This is a genomic window from Sedimentibacter sp. MB35-C1, assembly GCF_030913635.1.
GTDB lineage: Bacteria > Bacillota > Clostridia > Tissierellales > Sedimentibacteraceae > Sedimentibacter.
Genome location: NZ_CP133188.1, coordinates 2,971,168 through 2,995,839 on the forward strand (window position 1 = coordinate 2,971,168; position 24,672 = coordinate 2,995,839).

A 24,672-nucleotide genomic window follows, 5' to 3' on the forward strand; every position below is an offset into this window, starting at 1 on the left:
TAACATTCAGTATCTTATCATGTGCTCTTTATCACACTTCGCAGCACCTTATTGAATAAGATACCTGTATAAGCTCCAGCACTGTCAATAAATACATCCTTAAGCTGACATCCTCTACCTGGTACAAAACTCTGGTGAAACTCATCTCCCGCAGCATACAGCGCACATATAATTAGTGAAACTAGCATTAATTTACCTTTATATTTATTTTTAGTAAGTGCACCTGAGACCAACAACCCTAAAATAAGGTAAATACAAAAATGTGCAGACTTTCTCGCAATGTGATTGAACCGCACAGCAAAATCATTTATCGTACTTATTTCTACATTGAAAGGCAACACTTTTCCAAGCATTTCAAAAACAAACTTTGTAAAACCCGTACTCAAATCATTTGACTGAGATGCAGGCTGCGATGAAAACATGAATATTATTCCCATCCATATTAAACTGGGAATCCAACCTATTAATTTTTTTCTACTTACCAGCATCGCTACTTCCTTATTAAAATTTATATTATTATAACATATGTAAAATAATTATATAATAAAATATAGATTTAGTATAATATTATTCGTATTCTTGACGAAATTATCTATAATGACAAAAATTATCAATTATTGCACACACTGTATTATCACAAGCATGCCGCAGTTTATAATATATCATCGGGGGAAATCATGTTTCTAAAAATAAAAAAACTAAAAAATTTTCAAAAGTTTTTTCTTATTTTCTCTTACCTATTGTCTGCTATAATAGCAGCACTCGTTTATTATACCGGAGGCACAGCCAAGGTATACGCAAACTTAATGTATATTACCATATCCACAGCATCCTCGACTAATGGAAGAAAAAGAGGTATTGTTCATGCTTTGTTCAGCTCATTGCTGGTCGGGCCTCTTATGCCTCTGGATGTATCGTCAGGAGAAGCCCAAGAACCTCAAAATTGGATAATAAGAATGCTTATATATGTTACTATATCCTTTATACTTGGTCTCATTTATGATTATAATCAAAAATATGAAGTATATATAACTGATATACTCACTCATGACCCCGTAACAAAACTTAAAAATATGCAGGCTCTAAAACAAAACGATATTAAATTCGGAGATAAAGTTATTGTTTCAATTTCTGTAAAAGGCTATAGCGAAATGGTCAGTGTATTTGGCTGCGATTTTACAGGTAAAATCGTATCTGAATTTTCCAAAATTCTTAAATCCGCTTTTCTAGATTACGACGGCATAGAATTGTATAAACATGAAGGGATGGATTTTATTTTTATATTAACCGAGGACATGTATCCTGAAAACAGCAATGTAACCGAAAAAATATTTGAAGTGGTTGAAAAAATAAGCAGTGAGTCACTGATTGTCGAGCAAATTCCAATATATATTGAAATAGCTACAGGTATTGCTAATTTAAGAAAAGATGAGATGATTTCGGAAGGGGTCAGGCACTCTCTGATGGCTTTGGAACATGCTAAGGCCAAAAATATTAAACACCTGATATATGATAAATCTCTTGAAAACCATTACAAAAAAATACAGATGATTGCCAGCAGCTTCAGACATGCTCTAGTAAATAATGATATTAAAATAGCTTCTCAGAATATTTATTCATCTAAAACCGGTAACGTTCACAGCGTTGAACTTCTTGCAAGATGGGTAACTAAAGATGGCTCCAGAATATATGCAAATGAATTTATTCCGGTAATCGAAAAAACCGAATTGATGAGTGAACTTACAAAGCACCTTATTGATTACGCTGTAGATGGAATATCCAAAGGTAAATTTCAAAATATCGTATCAATTAATTTTTCTGCCGTAGACTTTAATGACAATGTTATGGAATACATTATCTCTGCAGTCCGAAAAAACAATATTCCTAAAGAGCGTTTACAGATTGAAATAACAGAAAGTCACTTTATCGATAAAAAAACTATATACAATTATCTTATTAAGCTGAACAGCATAGGAATAGTTATTGCTATTGATGACTTCGGGACAGGATATTCATCATACCAGTATATAAGCGAGCTTCCAATAGATGTTGTAAAAATTGACAAGTCTCTTATAGAAAAAATCGCAGTGAGCAACATTTCCAAATCTGTTGTTAAATCAATAATTAATTTCTGCAAAATTCACAATTTTACAACAGTTGGTGAAGGTGTAGAAACGAAAGAAATTGCAGATATCTGTAGGGATATCGAAATAGACTATTTGCAGGGATACTATTTCCACAAGCCTACCATATTGTAGAATCGGTGTATGACTCATGAAGGTCATACACTGATAATTAATTCGCTCATATATTATTATCTTGCTTTTTCAAAATAGTCATTTATCTTGTTTGGGCCTGCTAATATCTCTCTTTCTACCTTCAACATTTTTTCGCTATTTGATTTTATAGCCCATTTTATCAGCGTAATCTCTCCCCCACTTATCTCTATTCCTGTTATGCATCTTGGATGTACACAGCTCCCATCATTAAAATATGGCGGTTTCCCCGGTTTTGGGAACATAGGCCTATGGGTGTGTCCAGCTACCATTATTTTATTTTCTTTAGACGCCCACCGACTAAGCTTCATCGCTACATCGTTTTTCTTTTTGTAGTTTTTTGCCGTCCTTGTTACGTCATGAAGGCAAAAATTTTCGAGAGGTTTCCAAAAATATCTTACCAGAAACCTTGCAACCCTCCAGATATCACTATTTAAAAAATCTACCTGATGACCATGCAGCAACATAATTTCATTATGATTTTTCTTATTCTGCAAAATTAATCCTTCATGTATCTTAATATCTCTTAACAGGTCACAATATTCATTGTCTCTCTGATTAAAATATTGAAACAAGTTTTTTTCAACATAAAATGGATATTTTTTGACAATATCATGGTTGCCATATATCATATGTAACCTTTTTTTTTCATGAAATTTCTTTAAGACCCAAAAGGCATCGCTGTGTGCATTTATTATGTCATTTATATTTCGGTTTTCCCACAGTTCATCTCCATCCCCAAGCTCTATGTAAGTGTAATTTTCATTGAAGTAATATGTTAACGCAGCAAAAAAAGTGTTTTGATTCTTAGAGAAAGAATCTGCCCAACCTCCATCTCCCCTATGTACATCACTCATAATAATAAATTTTGAATCTTCGTCATAATTTATTTTCGGAGAATTTTTATAGACCTTTGTTAACCGCTTTAAATATCTCATCTGACACACATCCTTATGTATCAGAATATTCAGTATAAACTTAATTGTTAAAATTTATACTCCTTTAATATAAAAGTAACCAGCTTCTTTTTGACGCATTTTGATTAAATTCGCCTCTTATTTATAAAAACGGACATGTAGTCACACATTGAACATAAAGGAATAAGATATAATTAGGCTTGCCCCTAAATTAAATAGAAAAAGGTGTTTTTATGGGTTTAAACAATAATAATGTAGCTGGAACAGGCAGAAGAAGAAACTGCGAATTTGTATATGAGTGTTTGCTGGAGTTATTAGAGGAAGCATCGGATAACAATGGAAGAAGAAGATGTGACTTCGTTTATGAATGTCTTGAAGAATTGCTTGAAGATGCCGGAGATAACGGAAATAATAACTGCCATTGCTGTTGTCCATGCTGCTGCAGAAGATGTTAAAAGTAATGCGACGGATTTACCCGTCGCTTTTTTTATACTCATTTTATACTCATTTAGGAGAGAATGTTGCACAGTCTGTTTCCTGAGAGTTTTTTGCATTGCGGTGATGAACCTCAATTCTGTCAGCATTACAATAATCTCCCTGTGCATAATAATGACATGTGTTAACAACACATTTCACGCCCGGGTTGTGGTGATCCATTTTTTGTGCTTTAAATTCCATAATGTTCTCCTTTTTTTATTTAAAAGTTTTATAAAACTTTCTTCAATTATTATGACCTTTTTGACACCATTTATAAATTTAAAATTTTTAAAACTTTGGAAATTAAAGCAATTTTTTAATTAAAACATTATAGAGCCGTTCCCGGATTTAAAATTCCGTTCGGATCAAAAATCTTTTTAATATCATTCATTAATCTTAGCTCCACATCAGAGAACTGAAATTTTAGTTTGCTATTTCTAACTTTTCCTATGCCATGTTCTCCTGTTAGCGCTCCATTGCACTCAATAATAAGAGAAAAAATTTCATCTACCAATTCATCATAATTACTAGGCTTAACTGCTCCCTTATTAAGAATGCTGTTGTGCATATTACCGTCACCAATGTGTCCTATGGTTGAAATTTCTACATTGTACTTTTCCGCTATAAATGCAATTCCATTTACATACTTCACCAATTCGCTGATTGGAACCGCAGCATCTATAGCATCCACCATCTCATCATGCATGCTGGGATAAACATGGCTTCTTATATCCAATATGGTTTTTTGATCTCTTGTGCTTTCAGCTACAAAACTATCAGCTGCATTATTTTCTTCGCATATACCTACTATCGTTTCATACATGTCATAAAGGTCGTCCTCTTTTCTCTCTGAAACAATAAAGTACAAGTCAACTTTACCTTCCTTTGAAGGCCATGTCATTCCAATATCCTTTGCTGCTCTCAAAATAGATGATTTCTCCATATATTCCACCGCCAAAGGTCTGATTCCTCTTTTAAAAATTTCAGTTACAGATTTAACCGCATCACTTTCATCATTAAATGACACTAAAAGGCTTCCGGTATATTTATCTTTAGGTTTAAGAGATAATGTTGCTTTTGTAACTATCCCCAATATTCCCTCACTTCCTATAATTAGGTTTTTCAAATCCAACCCAGCATTGTTTTTTATGAGCTTTCCACCGAAATGAATAATTTCACCAGTTGGAAGCACAACCTCAATTTCTTTTACCTGGTCTCTCATTACCCCGTACCTTACGGCCCTTACGCCACCAGCATTCATTGCAACAAGTCCTCCTACTTGAGCTCCCTCATCACCAGGATGTATAGGAAAATATAAACTTTCATGCTTGCTGAACAGCTCAACCAGCTGAAGCAGCGTCACTCCTGCTTCACATTCAACAGTCAAGGCAGTTTCATCAACTTCTATTATCTTATTCATTCTTTCTGTTGAGATAATTATACTAGGCATAATTGCAACTGCAGCTCCTGAAAGTGAAGTTCCTCCTCCACGCGCTATAACTGGGATTTTATTTTCGTTGGCATATTTTAGTATTTCAGATACTTCTTCTGAAGACGAAGGCTTTGCAACCACACAGTCTGTACATACCTTTGGCATAACAGCCTTTTCAGTTTGATCTTCACAATAAACAGTAACTTTTTCCGTATCAGTTACAACCCAAGTTTCTCCCACAATTTCATGCATTTTTTCTATGATTTTTTGATCCATTTTTTTCCTCCAGTAATATCCATCGTATTAATTAAAAGTTTACTTGCCACGTTTATTTATATTATTCCGAGCCTGAAAGGCTGGTATGAATTCCTTTATCTCTTAGCGCATTTATAATTTCCGGCACTATTTTATACATATCTCCTACAATCGAATAATCAGCAATATTGAATATTGGCGCTGATGGGTCATTATTTATTGCAATTATAATTCCTGATTCCTTCATTCCTGCAATGTGCTGCGGCGCGCCTAATATTCCACAAGCAATGTAAACCGCAGGTTTCACTCGGTTTCCGCTGTATCCTACCTGGTGCTCTTTTGATATTATTCCTGATTCAACTAATGCTCTTGATGCTCCTACCTCTCCTCCCAGCAGTTCTGCAAGCTCTTTAATCATGTTAAGATCCTCTGAGTTTTTTACAGATGCTCCTGCGGCAACCACAACATTTGCATCAGCTATATTTATACTGTCCTTCTCAATTTCTTCTAATATTTCAACTGCATTTTGAACCGATTTAACCGGTTCAGCAACAACTACATCGCCTTTCCTATTCTCATCACGTATTGCTTCATTGAATTCTCTGTATCTTACCGTCGACATCTGAGGATATGCATCAGATTTTATGTGAGCCAGAATATTTTCGCTGAATGCCGGCCTGATCTGTATTAATTTTTTATCATCATCTATTCTTAAATCTGTGCAATCTGCGGTCAAACCTGTACCTGTCAACGCTGCGATTCTAGGAGCCAGGCTTCTGCCAAATGCCGTTGCACCGAACAGACAAATTTCAGGTTTTATTTCATCTATTAGGTGGACTGCATTTTCTGCATACAACACCTCGTCAGGTATGCTGAAAATTTCTTCATCTGATATGTGGTATACCTTGTCGGCTCCTCTGTATATGAGCTCTTGAACATCTATTTCCCCCGGTCCCATTATCAATGCAATTAGATTGCATTTGAGCTCATCAGCCAATAATCTTCCTTTCCCAAGAAGCTCATATGAAATCTTATGAATTTTTTTGTTTTTCTGTTCGGCAAAAATTAATACTCCGCTATATTGCTTTTCTGTCATGTTATGCCTCCTTAAGAATCTTTCTTTCTTTTAAAACGTTTAATATATCCGTTACTACCTTTTCATCACATTCGGAATATAATCTGCCTTCTCTGGTTGATTCAGGAGGCATTTCTATTTTCTTCACCTTTGTGGGTGAACCTTTAGCTCCTATTTTGTCTTTATTAATAAACTCACTTATATCTTCATAGCTCCATTTGACTATTTCAGCCTTGCGTGCTTTCATTTTGTTTTTAAATGACGGAAGTCTGGGACTGTTTACGTCTTTTGTTACAGTCAGCAATATGGGATAAGCTCCTCTTTTTAAATACCGACTTTCCCAAACTGCACTTACAGCTTCTATGCTTTTTTCGGAGCACCTTTCTATTAACTCAACATTGCTTATATGGGGTATTCCTAGATAACCTGCAATCTCAGGTCCTACCTGACCGGTATCTCCGTCAACAGTCTGTATGCCAGCAATTATTAAATCGTATTCCCCTATTTTTTTAATACCAGAAGACAGTATACACGATGTGGCCTTTACATCTGATCCGCCAAATTTCATGTCTGTAAGAAGAATTCCCTCATCTGCGCCTCGTGCAATTGCTTCTCTCAATGCTTCTTCAGCTTGAGGAGGTCCCATTGTCAGTGCTGTAATGCTGGCATTTATATTTTCCTTAATTTGAAGCGCAGCCTCCAGCGCATTAAGATCAAAGGGATTAATTTCTGTGCCCGCCGAAGATCTGTCAATTCTTCCTTTTTCTCTGTCAAATCTGACCTTTTCCATATCAGGTACTTGTTTTACTAGTACTATTATTTTCATTTGAACCTCCCGATGTATAGTTATCAGGAAGGAATCTCTAAACTATCAAAAAATTCCTCCTGAAACTGATTTACTTGTTTAATAATTTCATCTCTTTATTTCTTTTTATTCCAACAACAATGAACGGAAACATTACTACAAATATTGAAAAATATCCAAGGTACTTATATCCCACATTAATTATCTGAGCTATTCCAAAGCTGGCAACAATGACATCCAAAATCAACATTACCAGAACTATAAACAAATTTCTGCTCCTTTCGGATTTTATATTTCTTACAAGGATCTGCTTTCCTCCAAACCTTACTACAAGTGAAAAAGCAAAAGTAATTATCGTTGACACTGAAGCCATAACAACAAACAATACATATACACTCTCAAGAACGGGCATTCCCAGCTGCTGTACTATATAGAAATTAGGAAGAAGACTATTAATTGATTCCGGCTGAAATCCGTAGTTAACAAGCGCTATAAAAGCCAGCATTAATCCATTCAAAACCGTTCCAAGCACCGCCGCCTTCATGGAATCTTTTCTTGAATCCAAACCTTCAGATACCGATATGCAGTTCCCTATTATGCCAGTTGACTGAAACCCCGCATAAGAAATTGCAATCCAAATGCCTCCTACAATGTGGAAGTCTGAAAAAGATGTAGATGCCCAATTAGATGCGATAGTTCCGCTGCTTAGCTTTATCCCAAGTGTAACTATGATTGCAAGTATAACAAGAATTCCAAGTGTAAGTCCTGTAGATGCTGCTTTAACCAGCTCTGCACCATAAATAACAAGCGCAACCGAAACTATAACCAATATTATTGTACCTGTCCACATACTCAGTCCGAAAAACTGCTCAAGCAGCTTGGCACTTGTTGCAATACAAAGCCCAGGCGCCAAAAGACATGTCACGAGAAAGCAGATTTCAAAAAAAGTACTGAATAATTTTTCGTAGGGATGAAAAAACTTATTTGTAAAAGTTTTAAAATCATGTATCTTGTTCACTCTTGAATATTCCAATGCAAAATATATTGCCAATGCCAGCAATGACATTGCTATTATAGGTGTAAATATGCCCAGTTTACCATAAGCTGCATAATATGATACCACCTGTTTTCCTGATGCCACACCAGGACCCACATGTGTTCCGAACCACACAGCAGCAATACCTATGAATGTCGGTACTATAGACTTTCGCTTTTTTTGTGTGATGTTTTCCTTGTCTCCCAAATTGATATCCATTTATTGCTCCTCTAATTTAAATTTATAAATTTATATAATAACTTTGGCCAAAGTCTATATATTGAATAAAAAAAATCTTTCATTCCTATAAACACATTTGAATTCAACTGTGCTTATAGGGACGAAAGATTCCGCGGTACCACCCTTATTATGATATAAATATCATCACTTCAAAGTCTAACAACTTCTAACTCTGTAACGTGAGTTCACGCATCCGTCTACTCGGTTCCCCTTTGAACAGACATGCTCAACAGTGAATATTACATATTTCTTCCGCTACCGGTTCACACCATCACCGACTCTCTGTAAACGACTAAAATATCTTTCTCTGCTTCAACGCATATAATATTTTTTTGATATTTGTAATAATAATTCATTTGCTTTTGTTTGTCAATATGTTTTTTTATTATTATTAAAATTAATTTAAAAAGAACCCGCAAGCTGACATTTTAATTTTCTCCAGTCTTGCAGGTTCCCTGTGGGTTTTTATGTAAAAGTCATATATCGATACCGGCGATTAAATAAATTTATTATTTTTCAGCAACGCTGTGCAATTCTTCAACATTTGCTGATTTTACAGAAAAGTCATCTCTCAACATCTTGTATACGATTTTTTCATTATTTATTTCTTCAGAAGTTCTGATTCCCAATTTCCTTATTATAGGAACAGAAGGGCACCATCCTTGCAAAGCATGCTGCATCAAAAATAAACCTGCTGTTCCCGAAAGCATAAACCAATATTTTTTATTTGTTGTTAGTCCTATAATAGTGCTTGCAAGAACTATACTTGCTGCACGTACTTCGATAATCCTGTCTATGTCCCATTCGCTATTTAACTTATCAATGTTGTCAGACAATATCTTGTCACTGCTGTTTTTATATATGTTTATCCTTCTTAATGTATTATTTTTTATATTTGCATTTGTGGCTGAATTTGTATTTAATGCTATTCTTTTTGTTGTAGGTGGAAATATTTTTTTCATATAATCACTCCTTTTTACGTAGTATTCTACGAAAAAAAGATAAAATACGCGTATATTTCTGCCATAAAAATCCTTTTTTACTTCAGCTCAGGCACTACATTTGGCGGAACTTCTTTAAATAGCGCTTTAACCAGATTTTGAGCTGCGAGCATTGCCATATCATCCCTAGTTTTTTTTGTGGCAGACCCTATATGAGGAAGTAAAACAACATTGTCCATATTAAGCAGAGGATTGCATTTATCAATTGGTTCCTGTTCATATACGTCGAGACCTGCTCCCAATATTTTCTTATTTTTCAGTGCCTCTATTAATGCTTTTTCATTTACGGTTGATCCTCTCGACGCATTAATAAATATAGCATCGTCCTTCATCATGTTAAATTGCTCTTTATCAATCATGTGATAAGTTTCATCTGTCAAGGCTGTCATTATCAAAATAAAATCACTTTTTTGGAGAAGCATGTTAAGATCTGCATACTTTACGCCCATTGTTTTTTCAGCTTCAATCTTTCTTGACCTGTTGTAATACAATACATCCATATTAAATCCGTAACGTGCTCTTTTGGCCACATCTTCTCCTATTCTTCCCATTCCTATGATGCCCAGGGTCGCATGGTGAACATCTTTTCCAAACATTTCTTCAGATTCAGCCGAGTTCCACATTCCTTCTCTTACATATCTATCCATCTGTACAACTTTTCTGGCAGTTGAAAGAATAAGTGCAAAAACCAAATCAGCAACAGTATCATTAAGAACGCCAGGAGTATTAGTACCAATAATATTTCTTTTTTTCATGGCTTGTATATCAAAATTATTGTAACCTACAGAAATATTACTGACTACCTTCAGCTTAGGTGCATGTTCAAGAAAATTTTCATCTACCCTTGTACCTACCGTAAGCAGCCCTTCCTTGTCTTTAAGCTTAACAATAAGTTCGTCGTAGCTTTCTATGCCGTTTCCCTCATACTTTTCGTAATCACAGTGCTGTCCTATGTACTCTTCCACAAAATGTGGTATTTTTTTTGCAATATATACCTTTGGTTTCATCGTCCACCCCTTATGATTTTAATGTAGCTTATTATAACATTTTAATGTAATTTTCTCAATATTTTGGCAAATTTATTTGATAAAGCTTCTCCGCATATTAAGTGCGGTCAACCTCTGTATGTCATAAAAGAAATTATGCATTAAACCTGCTGTTGTCTTTTGAGCTACAACCAGCACTATGGAAGTAATTTTATTGAATCTTATATGTTCATTATTAATGCAGGAATATTTACGATATGTCTCCAGCGCTTTTTTAGTGTTAAAAAATATATACCCCTCAACCGTATTTAGATATATTCCCCCTTTTTCAACTTTAAATTTCTGATGCTTATTGTACATTTTTATAACCCAGTTTTCGTAAGATCGATGGCTGTGCAAAAGTTCCACATTAGCATGCTGAGGAATAGTCAAATCCTGTATAAGGTGACATGATGCTCCAAGAAAAAACATTGCAGTTTTCACATCCCCAGCCATATATTCCCTTATTGCTCTGTTATAATATGACAGGCATTCTATTTTTGCATTGCTGTTTCCATACAACCCTCTTTTAGTATTAGGGTTAAAAAAATGATTACTGCTTTTAAAATCCTGATCAGCCCATACAACCCCTTCATTTATATTTACAGCATACTTGCTCAGCATCCTGTAAATATTTTCATGCCCGTCTTTTTTTAATATTTCTAATGCCTGATTGTTTATAAATTTATGTACTATGCATTCTGTTTTTACAACTTTCTTTTTTAAAGGATTGACTGCCTTAACTACCTTTTTGTACAAATATCCGTATGATTTTTCAATAGCTCCCATAACTGCCTTCCATATGTTAATTTATGATTATTTTGTTCATGTTTTTTTCTATTATCCTCTAATATAATCAAAAAAGAATTTTCCGCATTTACAAAAAATTCTTAATTATTGTTTTTATTTGTTTATTGTTATTGAGTATGTTCTGTCTTGAATTCCTTCCTTGGACACTGTTATTTTAACAACCGTACTTTCCAATTCAGCCAGCTTGACTTCTGCCGTACAAACAATACCACCTTCTATATCTGATGCTGTACTCACAATTATTTCTGAACCTTCTGTATCCGAATCAAAATTAATTACCGTTCCTTTCACCGTGTCAGCTACAAATACAATCTTTGAAGTATCTTGTGATGCATTTGCATTATATACAGTTTTTTCTTCATCAAAAGCCTGGTTCATTTCTGCACCTTCTATTGATAATTCAGATATTACGGCATATTCAACATCCCTATTTATCGATCTGTCTAATGTTACCAACACTTCTGCTCTCGTTATGTAATTATTAGGATTAAAGTTACTATCGTTATCTCCGATCATGTATCCATTACTTGCAACTGCACCAACGTAATCAATCGCCCATTCAGCAATATAATTCTTGTCTGAAAACACAGATACATCTCTACTGCCTGAAATGTTATTTATTCTGCAGATAACAGCCGCAACTTCCTGTCTTGATACTTCATCTGAAGGTCTTACTTCTCCATTATCATCTCCCACAATATATCCAGCCTTAACAGCCTTTTGTATTTCTAAGTAATACCATTCACTCCCGTCAATATCATTAAATTCTACTTCTGCAGTTTCTTCAAAACCATATGCTTTGTTTACCATGGTAATGAATTCAGCTCTAGTTATAGAATTATTCGGTTTGAAAGAACCATCTTCATACCCTGATATTCTTTTTTCATTAAACCATTTTTGTATAGTTTCTCCAGCCCAATGATCAGTATAATCAAATCCAAAAGCAGGAGCTGTTAACATTAATAATACAATCATGGCTGTTCCTATTAACATCATAAATTTTCTATTAATCATTTATGTCCCCTTACAAACAATCTATCTAATTTATTCTTATTTTCGCACGTTCAACATTGAAAGTCAAAACACTAAATATGTAAGTTATAAAAATAATTACCACCATCTGAAAAAATTAGTCTGTTTATCTGACAATTTTTTTATAATATTGGCATTCTACATGACAAGTATCTGGTTATCTTGCAAAGCCCAGCAATATTTAATATAATGTTTAAAATAGTACATAGGAGGTACTTATGAAAATAGTTGTTTTAGATGGATATACCACAAACCCGGGAGACTTGTCCTGGGATGAAATAAAAAGAATTGGTGATGCAGACATATATGACAGGACACCTGTGGATCTCACAGCCGAAAGAATAGGATCGGCTGAAATTGTTCTTACAAACAAATCTCCTGTTTCAAGAGAAACTATAGAAAAATGCGGAAACATTAAATATATTGGTGTTCTTGCAACGGGCTATAATATTGTAGATGTAGATGCTGCTACAGAAAATAATATTGTTGTTACAAACATACCTTCTTACGGAACAGCGGCAGTAGCACAATTTACTATTGCGTTATTGCTTGAAATATGCCACCATATAGGCGAGCATAACAGAGCAGTCATGAACGGAGACTGGACAGCAAGCAATGACTGGAGCTTCTGGAACTATCGCCTTACAGAACTGGAAGGTAAAGTAATGGGAATTATAGGATACGGACGAATAGGCCAAAAAACAGGTCAGATCGCACAGGCGCTCGGTATGAAAATACTGGCAAATGCCAATCACCCTGATCCTTCGTTGGAAAATGAAAATTGTAAATATGTTGACTTTAAAACATTGGTAAGAGAATCTGATGTTGTGGCACTTCACTGCCCGCTTACCCCTTCTACACATGGAATCATAAACAAGGATACTATTGCAAAAATGAAGGATGGCGTAATTATAATTAATACGTCAAGAGGTCCTCTGATTGTTGAAGAAGATCTAAGAGATGCCTTAAACAGCGGAAAAGTAGCTGCTGCAGCATGCGATGTCGTTTCTGCTGAACCAATAAAAAACGATAATCCGCTGCTGACGGCTAAAAATATTATCTTAACACCTCACATTGCATGGGCACCAATCGAATCAAGAAGAAGGCTGATGGACTTAGCTGTAAAAAACTTGAGCAAATTTATTGACGGAAATCCTATTAACGTGGTGAACCGACAATAATGCATAGGAAATATCTTATTAAAATGAATGTAATATAATACATGTTCTCTAATACAATATCTATATAGATTGAAAGGATGTGTTGCGGTGAACAGAAAAGGTGTATCCCCATCAAAGGTTGCAGCCACATATATCGGAACTGTTGTTGGCGCCGGCTTTGCAACCGGCCAGGAAATACTTCAATTCTTTACTAGATTTGGAGCATTGGGAATCTTCGGACTTGCATCTGCCACAATAATGTTCATTATATTCGGATATATCATAATGAGTCTGGGAAGAAAACTTAATGCACAATCTCATCTGGAAATAGTAAGGCACATAGGTGGGGGAAAATTAGGAACCATTATGGACTTCATAATTACATTCTTTCTTTTTGGATCATTTTCTGCAATGATAGCCGGCACCGGAGCTTTATTTGCACAACAGTTTAATATGCCTGCTTTGTGGGGAAATATTTTGATGTCAGTACTTACTGCTGCAACAGTGTTAACAGGAATAAACGGTGTTATTAATTCAATAAGTTTTGTTGTGCCGTTTTTGCTTGCAGCTGTCATCGGCACAAGTATATTTTCTATCTTAGAATCTCCTCCCGACTTGGCAGCTTCAGTCCCTTTATTTGCAGATAACAACCTTATAAGCAATTGGGCTTTATCATCTGTGTTGTATGTTTCATATAACATAATTCTATCTGTAGCCGTCCTAGGCTCTCTAGGGCATGCAGCTATAGATGAAAAGGCTGTGAAAAAAGGGGCTGTTCTTGGCGGTCTAGGGCTCGGCATAGGAGCTGCCATGATATATTTGTCTTTGATAGGAAATATTGCAGAAGCATCTTCCCTCGAAGTACCCATGGTTTACATTTCAGGTAAAATGGGTAATATAGCTCAAACGTGCTATGCAATAGTATTAATAGCCGAAATTTATACTACCGCAGTCGGCTCACTATATGGATTTGTATCCCGAATAACCGACATAAAGGAATTTTCATCCGGCAATATTATAATTATCTTAATAATTACCATAGCTGCATTACTTGCAAGCCAGTTCGGATTTTCAAACCTTGTGAAGTTTTTATATCCTTTAATCGGATATGTTGGAATTATGCTGTTATTGTGTCTTATTGCAATAAAGTTTCGAGGGAAAGTTTAAAAGGCATATCAGCGAACACAATTACGCCCGTCAGCCTTTGCCTGATACATCATTTTATCTGCCCGCATAATAATTGAATTAGATGTATCTCCTTCAATGTATCCGGCAACACCGAAACTTCCTGTAAAGCTGTCTACTCCCGTAATTTTTATTTTACTTATTCCTAGTCGAAGTTCCTCCAAAATACCATACGCCTTTTCAATTGGTGTATCAACGAGCAGTATGACAAATTCTTCTCCTCCCCAGCGTGCCAGACAGTCTACACTTCGTATTCTTTTTTTTATAAGATCGGCAATACTTTTTAAAACCAAATCTCCAACGCTATGACCAAAACGATCATTTACGCTTTTGAATCTGTCTATATCAAGCATTGCAAGAGAAAATTCTCTTCCCGTTCTTTTTGCTCTCTCAATCTCATCTTCAAGCTTTTCGATAAAATATCTTCTATTGTATGTATTTGTAAGAAAATCAGTAACACATAACTTTTCAAGCTCTTCCCTTGCACGAATCCTCTCGCTTATATCACGTACAATTCCTACAAAATAATTTTCATCTTTTATTTTAAGGCTGGATATGGAAATTTCGACCTCAAACTCGTGACCATCCTTGTGAAAAGCCTTAAGCTCTTTAGTCACTTCATAATCATCAAGAACTATATGCTTTTCAAAATTAACTTTATATCTGTTGTAACTTAATTCACTTAAGCCCATAACCTTATGAAGGTCCTTTCCGATCATCTCTTCTTTTGTATATCCGAAAAGTTGGTTCGCAGCAGGGTTCCACAAAGTTACAGCGCCATTCCTGTCAACCATGACTATCGCATCGCGCACCGAATTAATTACAGCATTCAAAATAGTTTCTTTTTCTTTTATTTCTTCTTTAACAGAATGAAGCTTTAGTGCCATTTCTATTGTTGCCAAAAGGGCAGCATTGTCCATGCCTTTTTCTATAAAACCATATGCATTAACATTTCTTATCTGTTCAATAATTTCGTCTGTTGCATTAGCAGTAAGAAAAATAATCGGTATTTCCTTACATTTGATGATTGCACGCGCAGCCTCTATTCCGTTCATTCTACCTGCCAGTTCAATATCCATAAGAATTAAATCCGGGTGCAGTTCCCCGCACGCTTTTTCTACTGCTTCTTCACCTGAAACAGTATTATAAATATCAAACCCATATTTTTTGAGAAAACCTCCCACAACCATTGCAATAAAATGACTGTCCTCAACTAACAATATACTCTTTCTGTTTCGCATGTCCCCACCATAAATTTTCATAAAATATATTATTTTTATTATATAACAAAATTTTACAAAACAAAACACAAAATTATATATTTAGTGTAAATTTCTAGTTTGTTAATTCAGATTTCCCCCTAAAATCTGAGGCTCTTTTTCTTGAATATCTAAAGGCCAAACAACTTTATATTTTCCATCTTGTATTTGTACCATAAATGATATGGTTCTTATGTTTTGGCCCTCTTCATTACAATTCTATGATAAATAATTTTTATTATTTATATACTATAAAAGCATGTTATAATATAATTAACATATACAAAAGAAATATCATGCTTACATAGGAAACACTTTCAGATGCCTAATTTCAACTGGCAGAAGCATGGGATATAAGTTTGAAGTATAATTTAATCCAGACAATACAGGAGGAAACTATGAATCAAATGAGAAGAAAAGACCGAGAAATGAAAAAGGAATTTGCACTTGGAATAATAGATAAATCAGAGTATGCTACGCTGGCAACCGTAAACGAAGACGGGACCCCTTATTGCATCCCCGTTTCCGCGGCAAGAAAAGGTGATACAATATATATTCATTGTGCAAAAACAGGAACAAAAGTTATCAATATAAAGCATAATTCAAAGGTATGCATGTCATTCGTGGGAGATGTGCATGTTCCAGTAGAATTTAATGACAAGTCATCTGTTGAGGACTCGGACAAACTTATTAAAACAAGATTTACAACGGAATTTGAATCTGCCGTTGTATTCGGAACAGCATGCGAAATTAATGATAAGGACGAAAAGATGTTGGGGCTCAGGCTTATAAGTGAAAAATACACCCCTTTGGACATGCCGTATTTTGAAGCATATGTAAGTAAGAGTATTGATATAACAAATGTTATTAGAATTGATATAGATACTATCACAGGTAAAAGAAAGAAGTTTGATAAGAACGGAATCGAAATGAAATTCGGCAGAGTAGAATAAATTATATTGTTTAGTGTTTAAGGTAAATACTTATGGGTATATTATTAATACAACTTAAGTTAGCTGAAATATACAAAAACACAAAATCTATTAGTAATTTGATAGTGATATACTGTAACAATATTGAAGATGGGAGCATTTCTATATGAAAGCTCAAACAGCAGTTAAAAAATATCGGCAAATGAAATATATAGACTTGTATGTGGCAGCTAAACAGTTAAATAGGGAAGTATGAAAGGGGTGATTCCAACAGGCTTCGAACTAGAAAATCCTAATAAATAGCGCTCGATTTTTGAATAAAAAAGAAAATCGGGTGCTATTTATATTTTCTGTTCCCAATCGAAACTTGTTCAATAAAATAATTGTCATATTTCAAAAAAATTTGAAAAATTATAATTATTTTATTGAACTTGATTAAAAGCTGTGATATATTGGTGTAGTATTTAAACAAGACACAATTGTTTTTAATTTGAAAACAGCTAGGAGGAACGCAATGGAAGAAATAAAATTAGGAATTTTAGGAATGGGCACTGTTGCAACAGGACTAATAAACATACTTGATATGAACGGCTCAAAAATTACAGGAAATTTGAATAAAAAAATAACCGTAGAAAAGGTATTGGTTAAGAATAAGAATAAATCAAGAAACTCAAATCTTTCTGCAGATATATACACTACAGATGCTTATGAAGTAATTGAAAATCCAGATGTTCAGATAATTGTTGAGCTTATTGGAGGAATAAATCCTGCCTATGAATATATAAAAGCTGCTCTGAAAAATAAAAAAAATGTTGTTACAGCTAATAAAGCTCTTTTAGCTACATATGGTGATGAACTTGAAAAGCTGGCTGATGATAATGATGTTGAATTAATGTATGAAGCCAGTGTCGGCGGCGGCATCCCAATAATTAATACTATGTCCGATTATCTCTCTTCAAATGAAATAAACCAGATAGTCGGAATCATAAACGGAACCACAAACTATATTCTTACTCAAATGTCTGAAAATGGCCTTGAATACGAACAAGCTGTAAAGCAAGCCCAAGATCTTGGCTTTGCAGAAGCAGATCCTTCTTCCGATGTGGACGGTGATGACGCTGCTTATAAGATAGCAATCATGTCAACTATTGCCTTTGGACAAAGAGTCAATATTAACGATATACCTAAAGAGGGAATCAAAAGAATTTCTAAGGAAGATATCAGCTACGCGAAAGAATTGGGATATGAAATTAAGCTACTTGCTTCTGCCGTGAAAAATGGCAACGAAGTAGAGCTTAGAGTTCATCCTGCATTTATACCGCATGATCATCCTCTCTCAACAGTTAAAAATGAATTTAATGCCGTATTTTTAAAAGGCAACGCAATAGGGGAGCTTATGCTTTATGGCAAAGGTGCAGGGTCATTGCCAACAGGGAGCGCTGTACTTGGCGATATAATGAGTATAATAAAACGTAATAATACTGAAAGACGGTCACCAAAGAAATTATCATCAAATATAGTTGTTAACAGAGCGTGCAAGCCATACTATATACGTTTTGAAGTTATAGATAAGCCGGGTGTGTTAGGGAGAATCGCCGAAATATTTGGAAAAAACGGCATCAGCCTTGCATCGGTAGTTCAGAGACAAAAAAACGGTGACTCTACTGCACCACTTATATTTATTACTCATAAAACTGAACGAAAAAATATAGATGCTGCACTTGAAGAAATTAGCAATTACGATTGTGTAACCAAAATTGCAAGCATAATGCTGGTTGAAAACTTTAAATAATTTTATAAGGAGTGCAAAATTGCACTCCTTATTTTTTAAATGAACTTATCGAGCGGCAAAATATTTCTGCCATTATTTCATTTCCCTTTTCGTTAAAGTGAAGTCCGTCTAGATATAATTCTTTTGTGTTGCCGCCGGCCTCATTTTCAAATTCGCTGTAAAAATCTATATATTTAATATTAAACGTCCTGCAAAACTCTTTAGTCCAAGACCGAAGTGTATTCATTTCATTGGCAACTTTCTCGAAATCCGAAAATCCAGCCCAGTCCTCTCTCACATTTTCAGGATAAATTCTTGTGGGAATTCCTACGATGGGATCTATGTACTTTGAAATAGACTGGTGAGCCATCGCCATTATATTTGACTTAACATTTCCCGAATCTGCTCCAACAATCATATCATTTACTCCGCCCATTATCAGAACTGCATCAGGCTTTTTAGCATATACCGCACTATGAAATCTGCTCAGCATACCGCTTGTTGTATCTCCGTTAATTCCCTCATTCATTACTTCAATTCCAAGCTTTTCCTGTGATAATTTAGTCCAAGACCTTGACCTTCTTACTCCGTAGCCATATGTCAGACTGTCACCCAAACATACAATCTTCATGCTTATATTCCTTTCATTTCATCAACATTATTTCTATCAGTATGCCCTACTATCTCTGCACTAATTTCAACTGCATTGCTAACTATATAATTTTTCTTTCCAATAATGAATTAATGGATTTCTTTAGAGATTCAGAAGTTTTAACCTCAACAAGAGCCCTTATATTTCTTGTCTGCGCAAATTCTAAAAATCCACATATGTTTAAGTCTCCCTCGAATAAAGACTGATGATCCTTTTTGCCTATAACATCATGCATATGCATGTGACATATTTCATTTTTATAATTCATAAGATACTGTTTGTCGGTAAAATTGCTTACAGCATCATGCCCTATATCCCACGTCAGTTTAACATTAGGATAAAGTATTGATTTATCCAATGCTTTCTGAATATGACTCTTGCCAAAATTACTGCTGTTTTCTATTGCAAGGAGAACATTCTTTCCTCTTGCTCTTTCAGAAAGGGTTTTAATAGATTTAACAAAATTATTTTGAAATTCCTCCGAATATTGTTCATAAATATATACCTTCCTGTCCGGTAAAGTCATTTTCGCACCTTCTATTATGTGCATATTTAATAATTCAACCCCTGCTTCTTCAGCCCAGTCAATTGTATCACTGAACAACGATACGTATCCTTTCCTGACACTCTCATAAAATGTTCCTAAATCTGCATCGTCAGGCATATGCATGGTAAATTCAATTTTTGTCTCTCTTTTAATTTTTCTTAATTCTTCAGGAGCTATTCTTTCTATAAAATTATATGGCAAATTCATGTTCAGCTCTATGAAATTCAATCCAAGCTTTAAGCACAAATCCACAAGCTCACTTAAAGTATTATATTCTACTAATGCCGGCATTCCAATTTTCATTTTTCCCACTCCTGTTTTTAGTGTAGAAGTGAACTTAATTCATATGCTGTTAAATGTCTGTATTCCCCCAGACTTAGGCTTTCATCAAGCTTGATAGGGCCCATTGAAATTCTTTTTAGATAGATCACTTCATTTTTTATTGCATTAAACATCCTTTTGACCTGATGAAACTTCCCTTCTTTGATTGTGACATAGCATGTTGATGGGTACCCGGACTCAATTATTTCAAGTTTGGCAGGCAATGTTTTATAATTTTCATTTGTAAGGATTACTCCCTCCTCAAATGTTTTAACATCCTTTTCTGTCAATTCTTCCTCAACTTCGGCATAATATGTTTTATCCACATGCTTCTTAGGTGAGAGAAGGTTATGGGCAAGCTGCCCGTCATTTGTCAAAAGAAGCAGGCCCTCAGTATCCTTATCGAGTCTTCCCACGGGAAATGGATTATAAACCTTATCTTCATCGTCAAGCAAATCCAAAACAGTACTGTCATAATTATCCTCTGTTGCTGAAACAACTCCACCGGGCTTATTCATCATTAAATATATGTACTGCACATATTTAACCGTCTGACCCTTGTAATTAACTAAATCTTTGTCAGAATCAATAATTCTGGAACTGTCCTTTTCTGTTTTGCCATTTATTTTAATATAACCATTTCTTGCATCCTGCTTAATTTGTTTTCTTGATCCCAATCCCATGTTAGAAAGCATTTTATCTATTCGAAGCTTCATACACACCTCTTGTTTTCCTTTTATAGTATTATAACATGCTAAAAAACAGTGTCAATGTCAATAATAATTTAGTATCAATACATATGCAAGAACGCACATATGGCTTCAAAATTATTACATATACCTAGATATCAAAAATGGTATGATATTTGTTTCAATTAACAAATATCATACCATATAATTTAAAGCCGATCGTTTCCCATGGGTATAAAGTTGCTGCTGTTTCTAAATTTCTTTAACCTCTCAATCAGTGCATCCTTATCTTTATTAAGAACTCCAGCCTGATTGACATAGTTTGAAACATGATTTGCTCTGAATATACAGTTATCCAGTTCCATATTTTCAAGCATCATAATATTTTCATCCAGTATCTGCAACGGTGTAAGCAGATGGAATTTCCCCTGCCGTATGTCTTCAGCCAGATCTGAGTCTTCTTCAACAACAAGCCTCAAAAGCGAGAAATAATTAGGGTTAATTGCCGATATTACCTTAGCGGAATCCAACGCATGCTCTTTCATATGTTCTGTTCCTCCAAGCCCTGAAATAATCATGCATGAAAATTTAAATCCTGCCTTCATTGCTTTTTGTCCCGCTTCTATCATCTGCTTCTGACTTACACCCTTTTGCATTATTGTTAAAACTCTGTCAGATCCGCTTTCAACACCCATATATAGGAGCTCCAAGCCTGCTTCGCGTATCAGCTTTAGCTCTTCGTCTGTTTTACGTATTAAATCAAGCGGTCCAGAATACGAGCTTATCCTTTGAGCATACGGGAATTCTCTTTTTATATATTCTAAAAGTTTAATAAGTTCCTCAGTTTTTAAACACAGCACATTTCCGTCAGCAAGAAATATTCTTTCAGGTTCATGGTAATAAGATTTGAGAGCAGCAATATGCTCTGTAATCTCTTGCCACGACTTCAATCTAAACTGCTTGTGCTTATACATATAGCAAAACCTGCACTTATTATGCGAACATCCTTCCGTAATTTGTATTATAAGACTCCTCGCCTCACTTGGCGGTCTGAATAAAGGCATTGAATACATTTCCTCACTCCTATTTCTCATATCTAATAGCTGCTCCAATGTTTTGAAGTTTTTCCACTATATTTGAATATCCTCTTTTGATATGATATATTTCTGTAATTTCAGTTTCTCCATCAGCAATAAGCCCTGCTATTATAAGTGCGGCTCCAGCCCTCAAATCCGTAGCTTTGACCTTTGCTCCGCTAAGCATGCTTCTGCCTTTTAGTATTGCGCTGCTCCCCTCTATTTTAACATCCATACCCATCCTTGAAAGTTCATTGGCATGCATAAACCTATTTTCAAAGATTGTTTCATGCACTATGCTTGTACCATCAGCCATTGAGAGCATAACCATGAACTGAGCCTGCATATCAGTCGGAAATCCCGGATAAGGAAGGGTTTTTATATCAACAGGCTTAATGTTTCTATCAGAAATCACTCTTATTTTGTCATCAAATTCCACAACCTTCACGCCAGCTTCCCTAAGCTTTGCAATAACCGGTTGCAGATGGCTTGGGACAACATTTTCTACTGTTACATCCCCTCCTGCTGATGCAGCCGCAAGCATATATGTTCCGGCTTCGATTCTGTCAGGAATAACGGTATGCTCCGTCTTATGTAACTTCTTCACACCCTTAATTCGTATTGTCTTTGTTCCTGCACCAATTATATTGCCGCCCATACTGTTTATAAAATTTGCTAAATCTACTATTTCTGGTTCTTCAGCAGCATTCTCAAGCACAGTTTCACCTTCTGCCAGTGTTGCAGCCATTATAATATTCTCAGTAGCCCCTACACTTGGAAAATCTAAATATATATCATTTCCAACCAATTTTTCTGCTGTTGCATGCACATATCCGCTTTCTGATCTAACTTCAGCACCAATGTGTTTAAATCCCTTTAGATGCAAATCAATCGGTCTTGTTCCTATTGCGCATCCTCCGGGCATGTATACCTTTGCGTTCTGGCATCTTGCCAAAAGCGGACCCATAACAAGAAAAGAAGCCCTCATTTTAGTAATCAGTTCATAGGGCGCTTCACACGTCTTTATATTTTCTGCCGAAACCTTCAGCGTACTTTCTCCGAGCTCTTCTATTTTAGCTCCCAGTTCCTCGAGGAGCATACACATTATTTTAACATCCTCAAGGTTAGGAATGTCATGAATTATACAATCTTCCTGTGATAATAACGTTGCCGCCAAAATCGGCAAAATCGAATTTTTTGAACCATCCACTCTTATATTACCATTAAGCCCAAGGCTTTTTTTTACCAATATTCGTTCCATTTTTCTCCTTAAAACCTGAATTATATAATGAAAATCAATTATTTTTCAATAATTAATAAAGTAATCAAATTGACTTGTTCATAATATCATTAATTCAAAAATATTTCAATTGAAAAATATTTAACTTTATTTTAAAAATAACTTCATATTTATTAACAGAGCAAAACATTAAAACAAATAGCAGCGTATGCTAATTTATTTTTTAAATTTAATTGTTTTATTAAGACTATCTACCTCACACATTGTACCTAATGGTATCGTAGACGTAGGAATGCAATGCCCGCATTTTATGTTGTACATAACAGGTTTGCTAAGTCCTTCAAAGAATTCTTTCATCAAATCATCGATTCCATAGGAAGGATCACGATGATTTTTACACTCTAAAAAATCACCTATAATAATTGCAGCAGCATCGTTTATTTTATTTGAAAATTTTAATTGATACAGCATTCTGTCAACCTTTGTGATATTTTCATGTATATCTTCAAAAAACAGAACTTTATCTTTTGTGTCTATCTCATATGGGGTTCCGATCATAGATGTTAATAAAGAAAGATTTCCTCCAACAATAGTTCCTTCAGCCGTCCCGTCACATATAACTCTGAAATCCTGACCTTCCGGATTCTTCAAATAAAGCTCATCTCCCATATTAATTGCATTTTTGAAGCTTTCCCTTGAAAAGTCGTCAAAATCGTTAATCATATTTGACTTTACCATTGGGCCATGAAATGTCACCATATCTGCCTTTTGGTTGAAATATACATTTAAATTGGTAACGTCGCTGTATCCTACGAATATTTTTGGATTGTTCTTCACTATATTTAAATCAATCTTATCAATAACATGGCTGCTGGTATCTCCACCTCTGATACAAAATATGGCCTTTACTTCCTTGTCCGAGAACATTTCGTTTATATCACGAGCTCTTTCCTCTCCTGTTCCTGCCTTATAACCGTGAAGGCTTTTATATGTGGACCTGCCCATTCTTACCTTGTATCCCATATTCTCCAAGAATTTTCTACTGTGATCCGCCTCTTGTTGTGTGACAGGAGAAGACGGGGCAACGATTGCAACTTTGTCTCCTTTTTTTAATTTTTCTGGAAATATCATATTTAACTCCTAATTTTTTTATGATTATTTTATTATATGCTTAAATTATCCAAACATTATATTTGTTACAGCAACTGCAGTTAACAGTTCAAAAGCAGATAAATTAATTCCATAAAAACCAGTAGATTTATTTATTACATTATTATAGCACTTTTTGCAAATTTTTCAATATAAACTCAATTACATCGAGACTCAAATGTAAAAAATGGCTTATCGTTTGATTTTTTTCAATAAAAAAAGAAAAAAGCGTATGATTAAAATAAAGGGGGACGTTATATTTAAAAGTTACACGCTCTTTTCTTTTGTTTTATTATTGGCAGTATTCATT

General features: G+C 34.9%; 24 protein-coding genes and 1 other annotated feature. Of the genes, 6 read left to right on the forward strand and 18 right to left on the reverse strand.

The genetic code is table 11. The annotated features are described in order from the left end of the window. Positions 1 to 17: 17 nt before the first annotated feature. On the reverse strand, positions 18 to 488 hold the full coding sequence (locus RBQ61_RS14470) for a VanZ family protein (protein WP_308137925.1): 471 nt from the start codon (positions 486 to 488) through the stop codon (positions 18 to 20). 189 nt (positions 489 to 677) lie between these two features. Between RBQ61_RS14470 and RBQ61_RS14475 the strand changes: the two genes are divergently transcribed. Next, a complete protein-coding gene (locus RBQ61_RS14475) occupies positions 678 to 2,258 on the forward strand; it encodes an EAL domain-containing protein (RefSeq protein WP_308137926.1) in 1,581 nt (526 codons plus the stop codon). A 56-nt stretch (positions 2,259 to 2,314) separates the two neighbouring features. On the opposite strand, the gene RBQ61_RS14480 is transcribed toward RBQ61_RS14475, so the two are convergent. After that, a complete protein-coding gene (locus RBQ61_RS14480; RefSeq protein ID WP_308137927.1) occupies positions 2,315 to 3,214 on the reverse strand; it encodes a metallophosphoesterase family protein in 900 nt (299 codons plus the stop codon). Positions 3,215 to 3,426: 212 nt separating this feature from the next. On the opposite strand from RBQ61_RS14480, the gene RBQ61_RS14485 reads away from it, so the two are divergent. After that, entirely contained in the window at positions 3,427 to 3,648 is a 222-nt protein-coding gene (locus tag RBQ61_RS14485) for a hypothetical protein (protein WP_308137928.1), read from the forward strand. Between the two features lie 49 nt (positions 3,649 to 3,697). On the opposite strand, the gene RBQ61_RS14490 is transcribed toward RBQ61_RS14485, so the two are convergent. The 9 genes from RBQ61_RS14490 to RBQ61_RS14530 all read right to left on the reverse strand — a co-directional run bounded on the left by RBQ61_RS14490 (position 3,698) and on the right by RBQ61_RS14530 (position 12,363). Further along, on the reverse strand, positions 3,698 to 3,871 hold the full coding sequence (locus tag RBQ61_RS14490; protein WP_308137929.1) for a DUF1540 domain-containing protein: 174 nt from the start codon (positions 3,869 to 3,871) through the stop codon (positions 3,698 to 3,700). 127 nt (positions 3,872 to 3,998) lie between these two features. Continuing rightward, positions 3,999 to 5,378, reverse strand: coding sequence for an FAD-binding oxidoreductase (locus tag RBQ61_RS14495; protein WP_308137930.1), 1,380 nt, complete (start codon positions 5,376 to 5,378; stop codon positions 3,999 to 4,001). A 61-nt stretch (positions 5,379 to 5,439) separates the two neighbouring features. Further along, positions 5,440 to 6,453: an electron transfer flavoprotein subunit alpha/FixB family protein gene (locus tag RBQ61_RS14500; protein ID WP_308137931.1), complete on the reverse strand. Its 1,014-nt coding sequence runs from the start codon at positions 6,451 to 6,453 to the stop codon at positions 5,440 to 5,442. 1 nt (position 6,454) lies between these two features. Beyond that, positions 6,455 to 7,258, reverse strand: coding sequence for an electron transfer flavoprotein subunit beta/FixA family protein (locus RBQ61_RS14505; protein ID WP_308137932.1), 804 nt, complete (start codon positions 7,256 to 7,258; stop codon positions 6,455 to 6,457). A gap of 70 nt (positions 7,259 to 7,328) precedes the next feature. Continuing rightward, positions 7,329 to 8,492 carry a hypothetical protein gene (locus RBQ61_RS14510; protein WP_308137933.1) on the reverse strand — a complete coding sequence of 388 codons (1,164 nt, stop codon included), beginning with the start codon at positions 8,490 to 8,492 and terminating at the stop codon, positions 7,329 to 7,331. Between the two features lie 114 nt (positions 8,493 to 8,606). Next, positions 8,607 to 8,838: a binding site (T-box leader), on the reverse strand. Between the two features lie 184 nt (positions 8,839 to 9,022). Further along, positions 9,023 to 9,475, reverse strand: coding sequence for a YgaP-like transmembrane domain (locus RBQ61_RS14515; RefSeq protein ID WP_308137934.1), 453 nt, complete (start codon positions 9,473 to 9,475; stop codon positions 9,023 to 9,025). Positions 9,476 to 9,552: 77 nt separating this feature from the next. After that, on the reverse strand, positions 9,553 to 10,521 hold the full coding sequence (locus tag RBQ61_RS14520) for a D-glycerate dehydrogenase (protein ID WP_308137935.1): 969 nt from the start codon (positions 10,519 to 10,521) through the stop codon (positions 9,553 to 9,555). A gap of 72 nt (positions 10,522 to 10,593) precedes the next feature. Next, positions 10,594 to 11,328 carry a zinc dependent phospholipase C family protein gene (locus RBQ61_RS14525; RefSeq protein WP_308137936.1) on the reverse strand — a complete coding sequence of 245 codons (735 nt, stop codon included), beginning with the start codon at positions 11,326 to 11,328 and terminating at the stop codon, positions 10,594 to 10,596. Between the two features lie 114 nt (positions 11,329 to 11,442). After that, positions 11,443 to 12,363 carry an S-layer homology domain-containing protein gene (locus tag RBQ61_RS14530; RefSeq protein ID WP_308137937.1) on the reverse strand — a complete coding sequence of 307 codons (921 nt, stop codon included), beginning with the start codon at positions 12,361 to 12,363 and terminating at the stop codon, positions 11,443 to 11,445. A gap of 236 nt (positions 12,364 to 12,599) precedes the next feature. Here RBQ61_RS14530 and RBQ61_RS14535 point away from each other — a divergent pair, with 236 nt between their 5' ends. Together RBQ61_RS14535 and RBQ61_RS14540 are read left to right on the forward strand one after the other, a co-directional pair. Next, a complete protein-coding gene (locus tag RBQ61_RS14535; RefSeq protein WP_308137938.1) occupies positions 12,600 to 13,562 on the forward strand; it encodes a D-2-hydroxyacid dehydrogenase in 963 nt (320 codons plus the stop codon). 87 nt (positions 13,563 to 13,649) lie between these two features. Then, the gene (locus RBQ61_RS14540; protein ID WP_308137939.1) at positions 13,650 to 14,708 is read left to right on the forward strand and encodes a hypothetical protein; all 1,059 of its coding nucleotides are present in this window, start codon (positions 13,650 to 13,652) and stop codon (positions 14,706 to 14,708) included. A gap of 8 nt (positions 14,709 to 14,716) precedes the next feature. Here the strand turns inward: RBQ61_RS14540 and RBQ61_RS14545 are convergent, their stop codons facing one another. Then, positions 14,717 to 15,967 (reverse strand): diguanylate cyclase, encoded by a 1,251-nt coding sequence (locus tag RBQ61_RS14545; protein ID WP_308137940.1) that lies wholly within the window; start codon positions 15,965 to 15,967, stop codon positions 14,717 to 14,719. 416 nt (positions 15,968 to 16,383) lie between these two features. On the opposite strand from RBQ61_RS14545, the gene RBQ61_RS14550 reads away from it, so the two are divergent. Then, a complete protein-coding gene (locus RBQ61_RS14550) occupies positions 16,384 to 16,938 on the forward strand; it encodes a pyridoxamine 5'-phosphate oxidase family protein (protein ID WP_308137941.1) in 555 nt (184 codons plus the stop codon). Positions 16,939 to 17,431: 493 nt separating this feature from the next. Then, positions 17,432 to 18,709: a homoserine dehydrogenase gene (locus tag RBQ61_RS14555; RefSeq protein WP_308137942.1), complete on the forward strand. Its 1,278-nt coding sequence runs from the start codon at positions 17,432 to 17,434 to the stop codon at positions 18,707 to 18,709. 28 nt (positions 18,710 to 18,737) lie between these two features. On the opposite strand, the gene RBQ61_RS14560 is transcribed toward RBQ61_RS14555, so the two are convergent. The 6 genes from RBQ61_RS14560 to RBQ61_RS14585 form a co-directional block, all read right to left on the reverse strand. After that, the gene (locus RBQ61_RS14560) at positions 18,738 to 19,319 is read right to left on the reverse strand and encodes an SGNH/GDSL hydrolase family protein (protein WP_308137943.1); all 582 of its coding nucleotides are present in this window, start codon (positions 19,317 to 19,319) and stop codon (positions 18,738 to 18,740) included. A gap of 82 nt (positions 19,320 to 19,401) precedes the next feature. Then, the gene (locus RBQ61_RS14565; protein ID WP_308137944.1) at positions 19,402 to 20,190 is read right to left on the reverse strand and encodes a sugar phosphate isomerase/epimerase; all 789 of its coding nucleotides are present in this window, start codon (positions 20,188 to 20,190) and stop codon (positions 19,402 to 19,404) included. Positions 20,191 to 20,207: 17 nt separating this feature from the next. Then, on the reverse strand, positions 20,208 to 20,924 hold the full coding sequence (locus tag RBQ61_RS14570; RefSeq protein ID WP_308137945.1) for a pseudouridine synthase: 717 nt from the start codon (positions 20,922 to 20,924) through the stop codon (positions 20,208 to 20,210). A 182-nt stretch (positions 20,925 to 21,106) separates the two neighbouring features. Then, positions 21,107 to 21,991, reverse strand: coding sequence for a radical SAM protein (locus RBQ61_RS14575; protein ID WP_308137946.1), 885 nt, complete (start codon positions 21,989 to 21,991; stop codon positions 21,107 to 21,109). Further along, entirely contained in the window at positions 21,981 to 23,234 is a 1,254-nt protein-coding gene (gene murA / locus RBQ61_RS14580) for a UDP-N-acetylglucosamine 1-carboxyvinyltransferase (protein WP_308137947.1), read from the reverse strand. The genes RBQ61_RS14575 and murA overlap by 11 nt, the downstream gene beginning before the upstream one ends. Before the next feature lie 195 nt (positions 23,235 to 23,429). After that, the gene (locus RBQ61_RS14585) at positions 23,430 to 24,344 is read right to left on the reverse strand and encodes an LD-carboxypeptidase (protein WP_308137948.1); all 915 of its coding nucleotides are present in this window, start codon (positions 24,342 to 24,344) and stop codon (positions 23,430 to 23,432) included. Positions 24,345 to 24,672 lie beyond the last annotated feature (328 nt).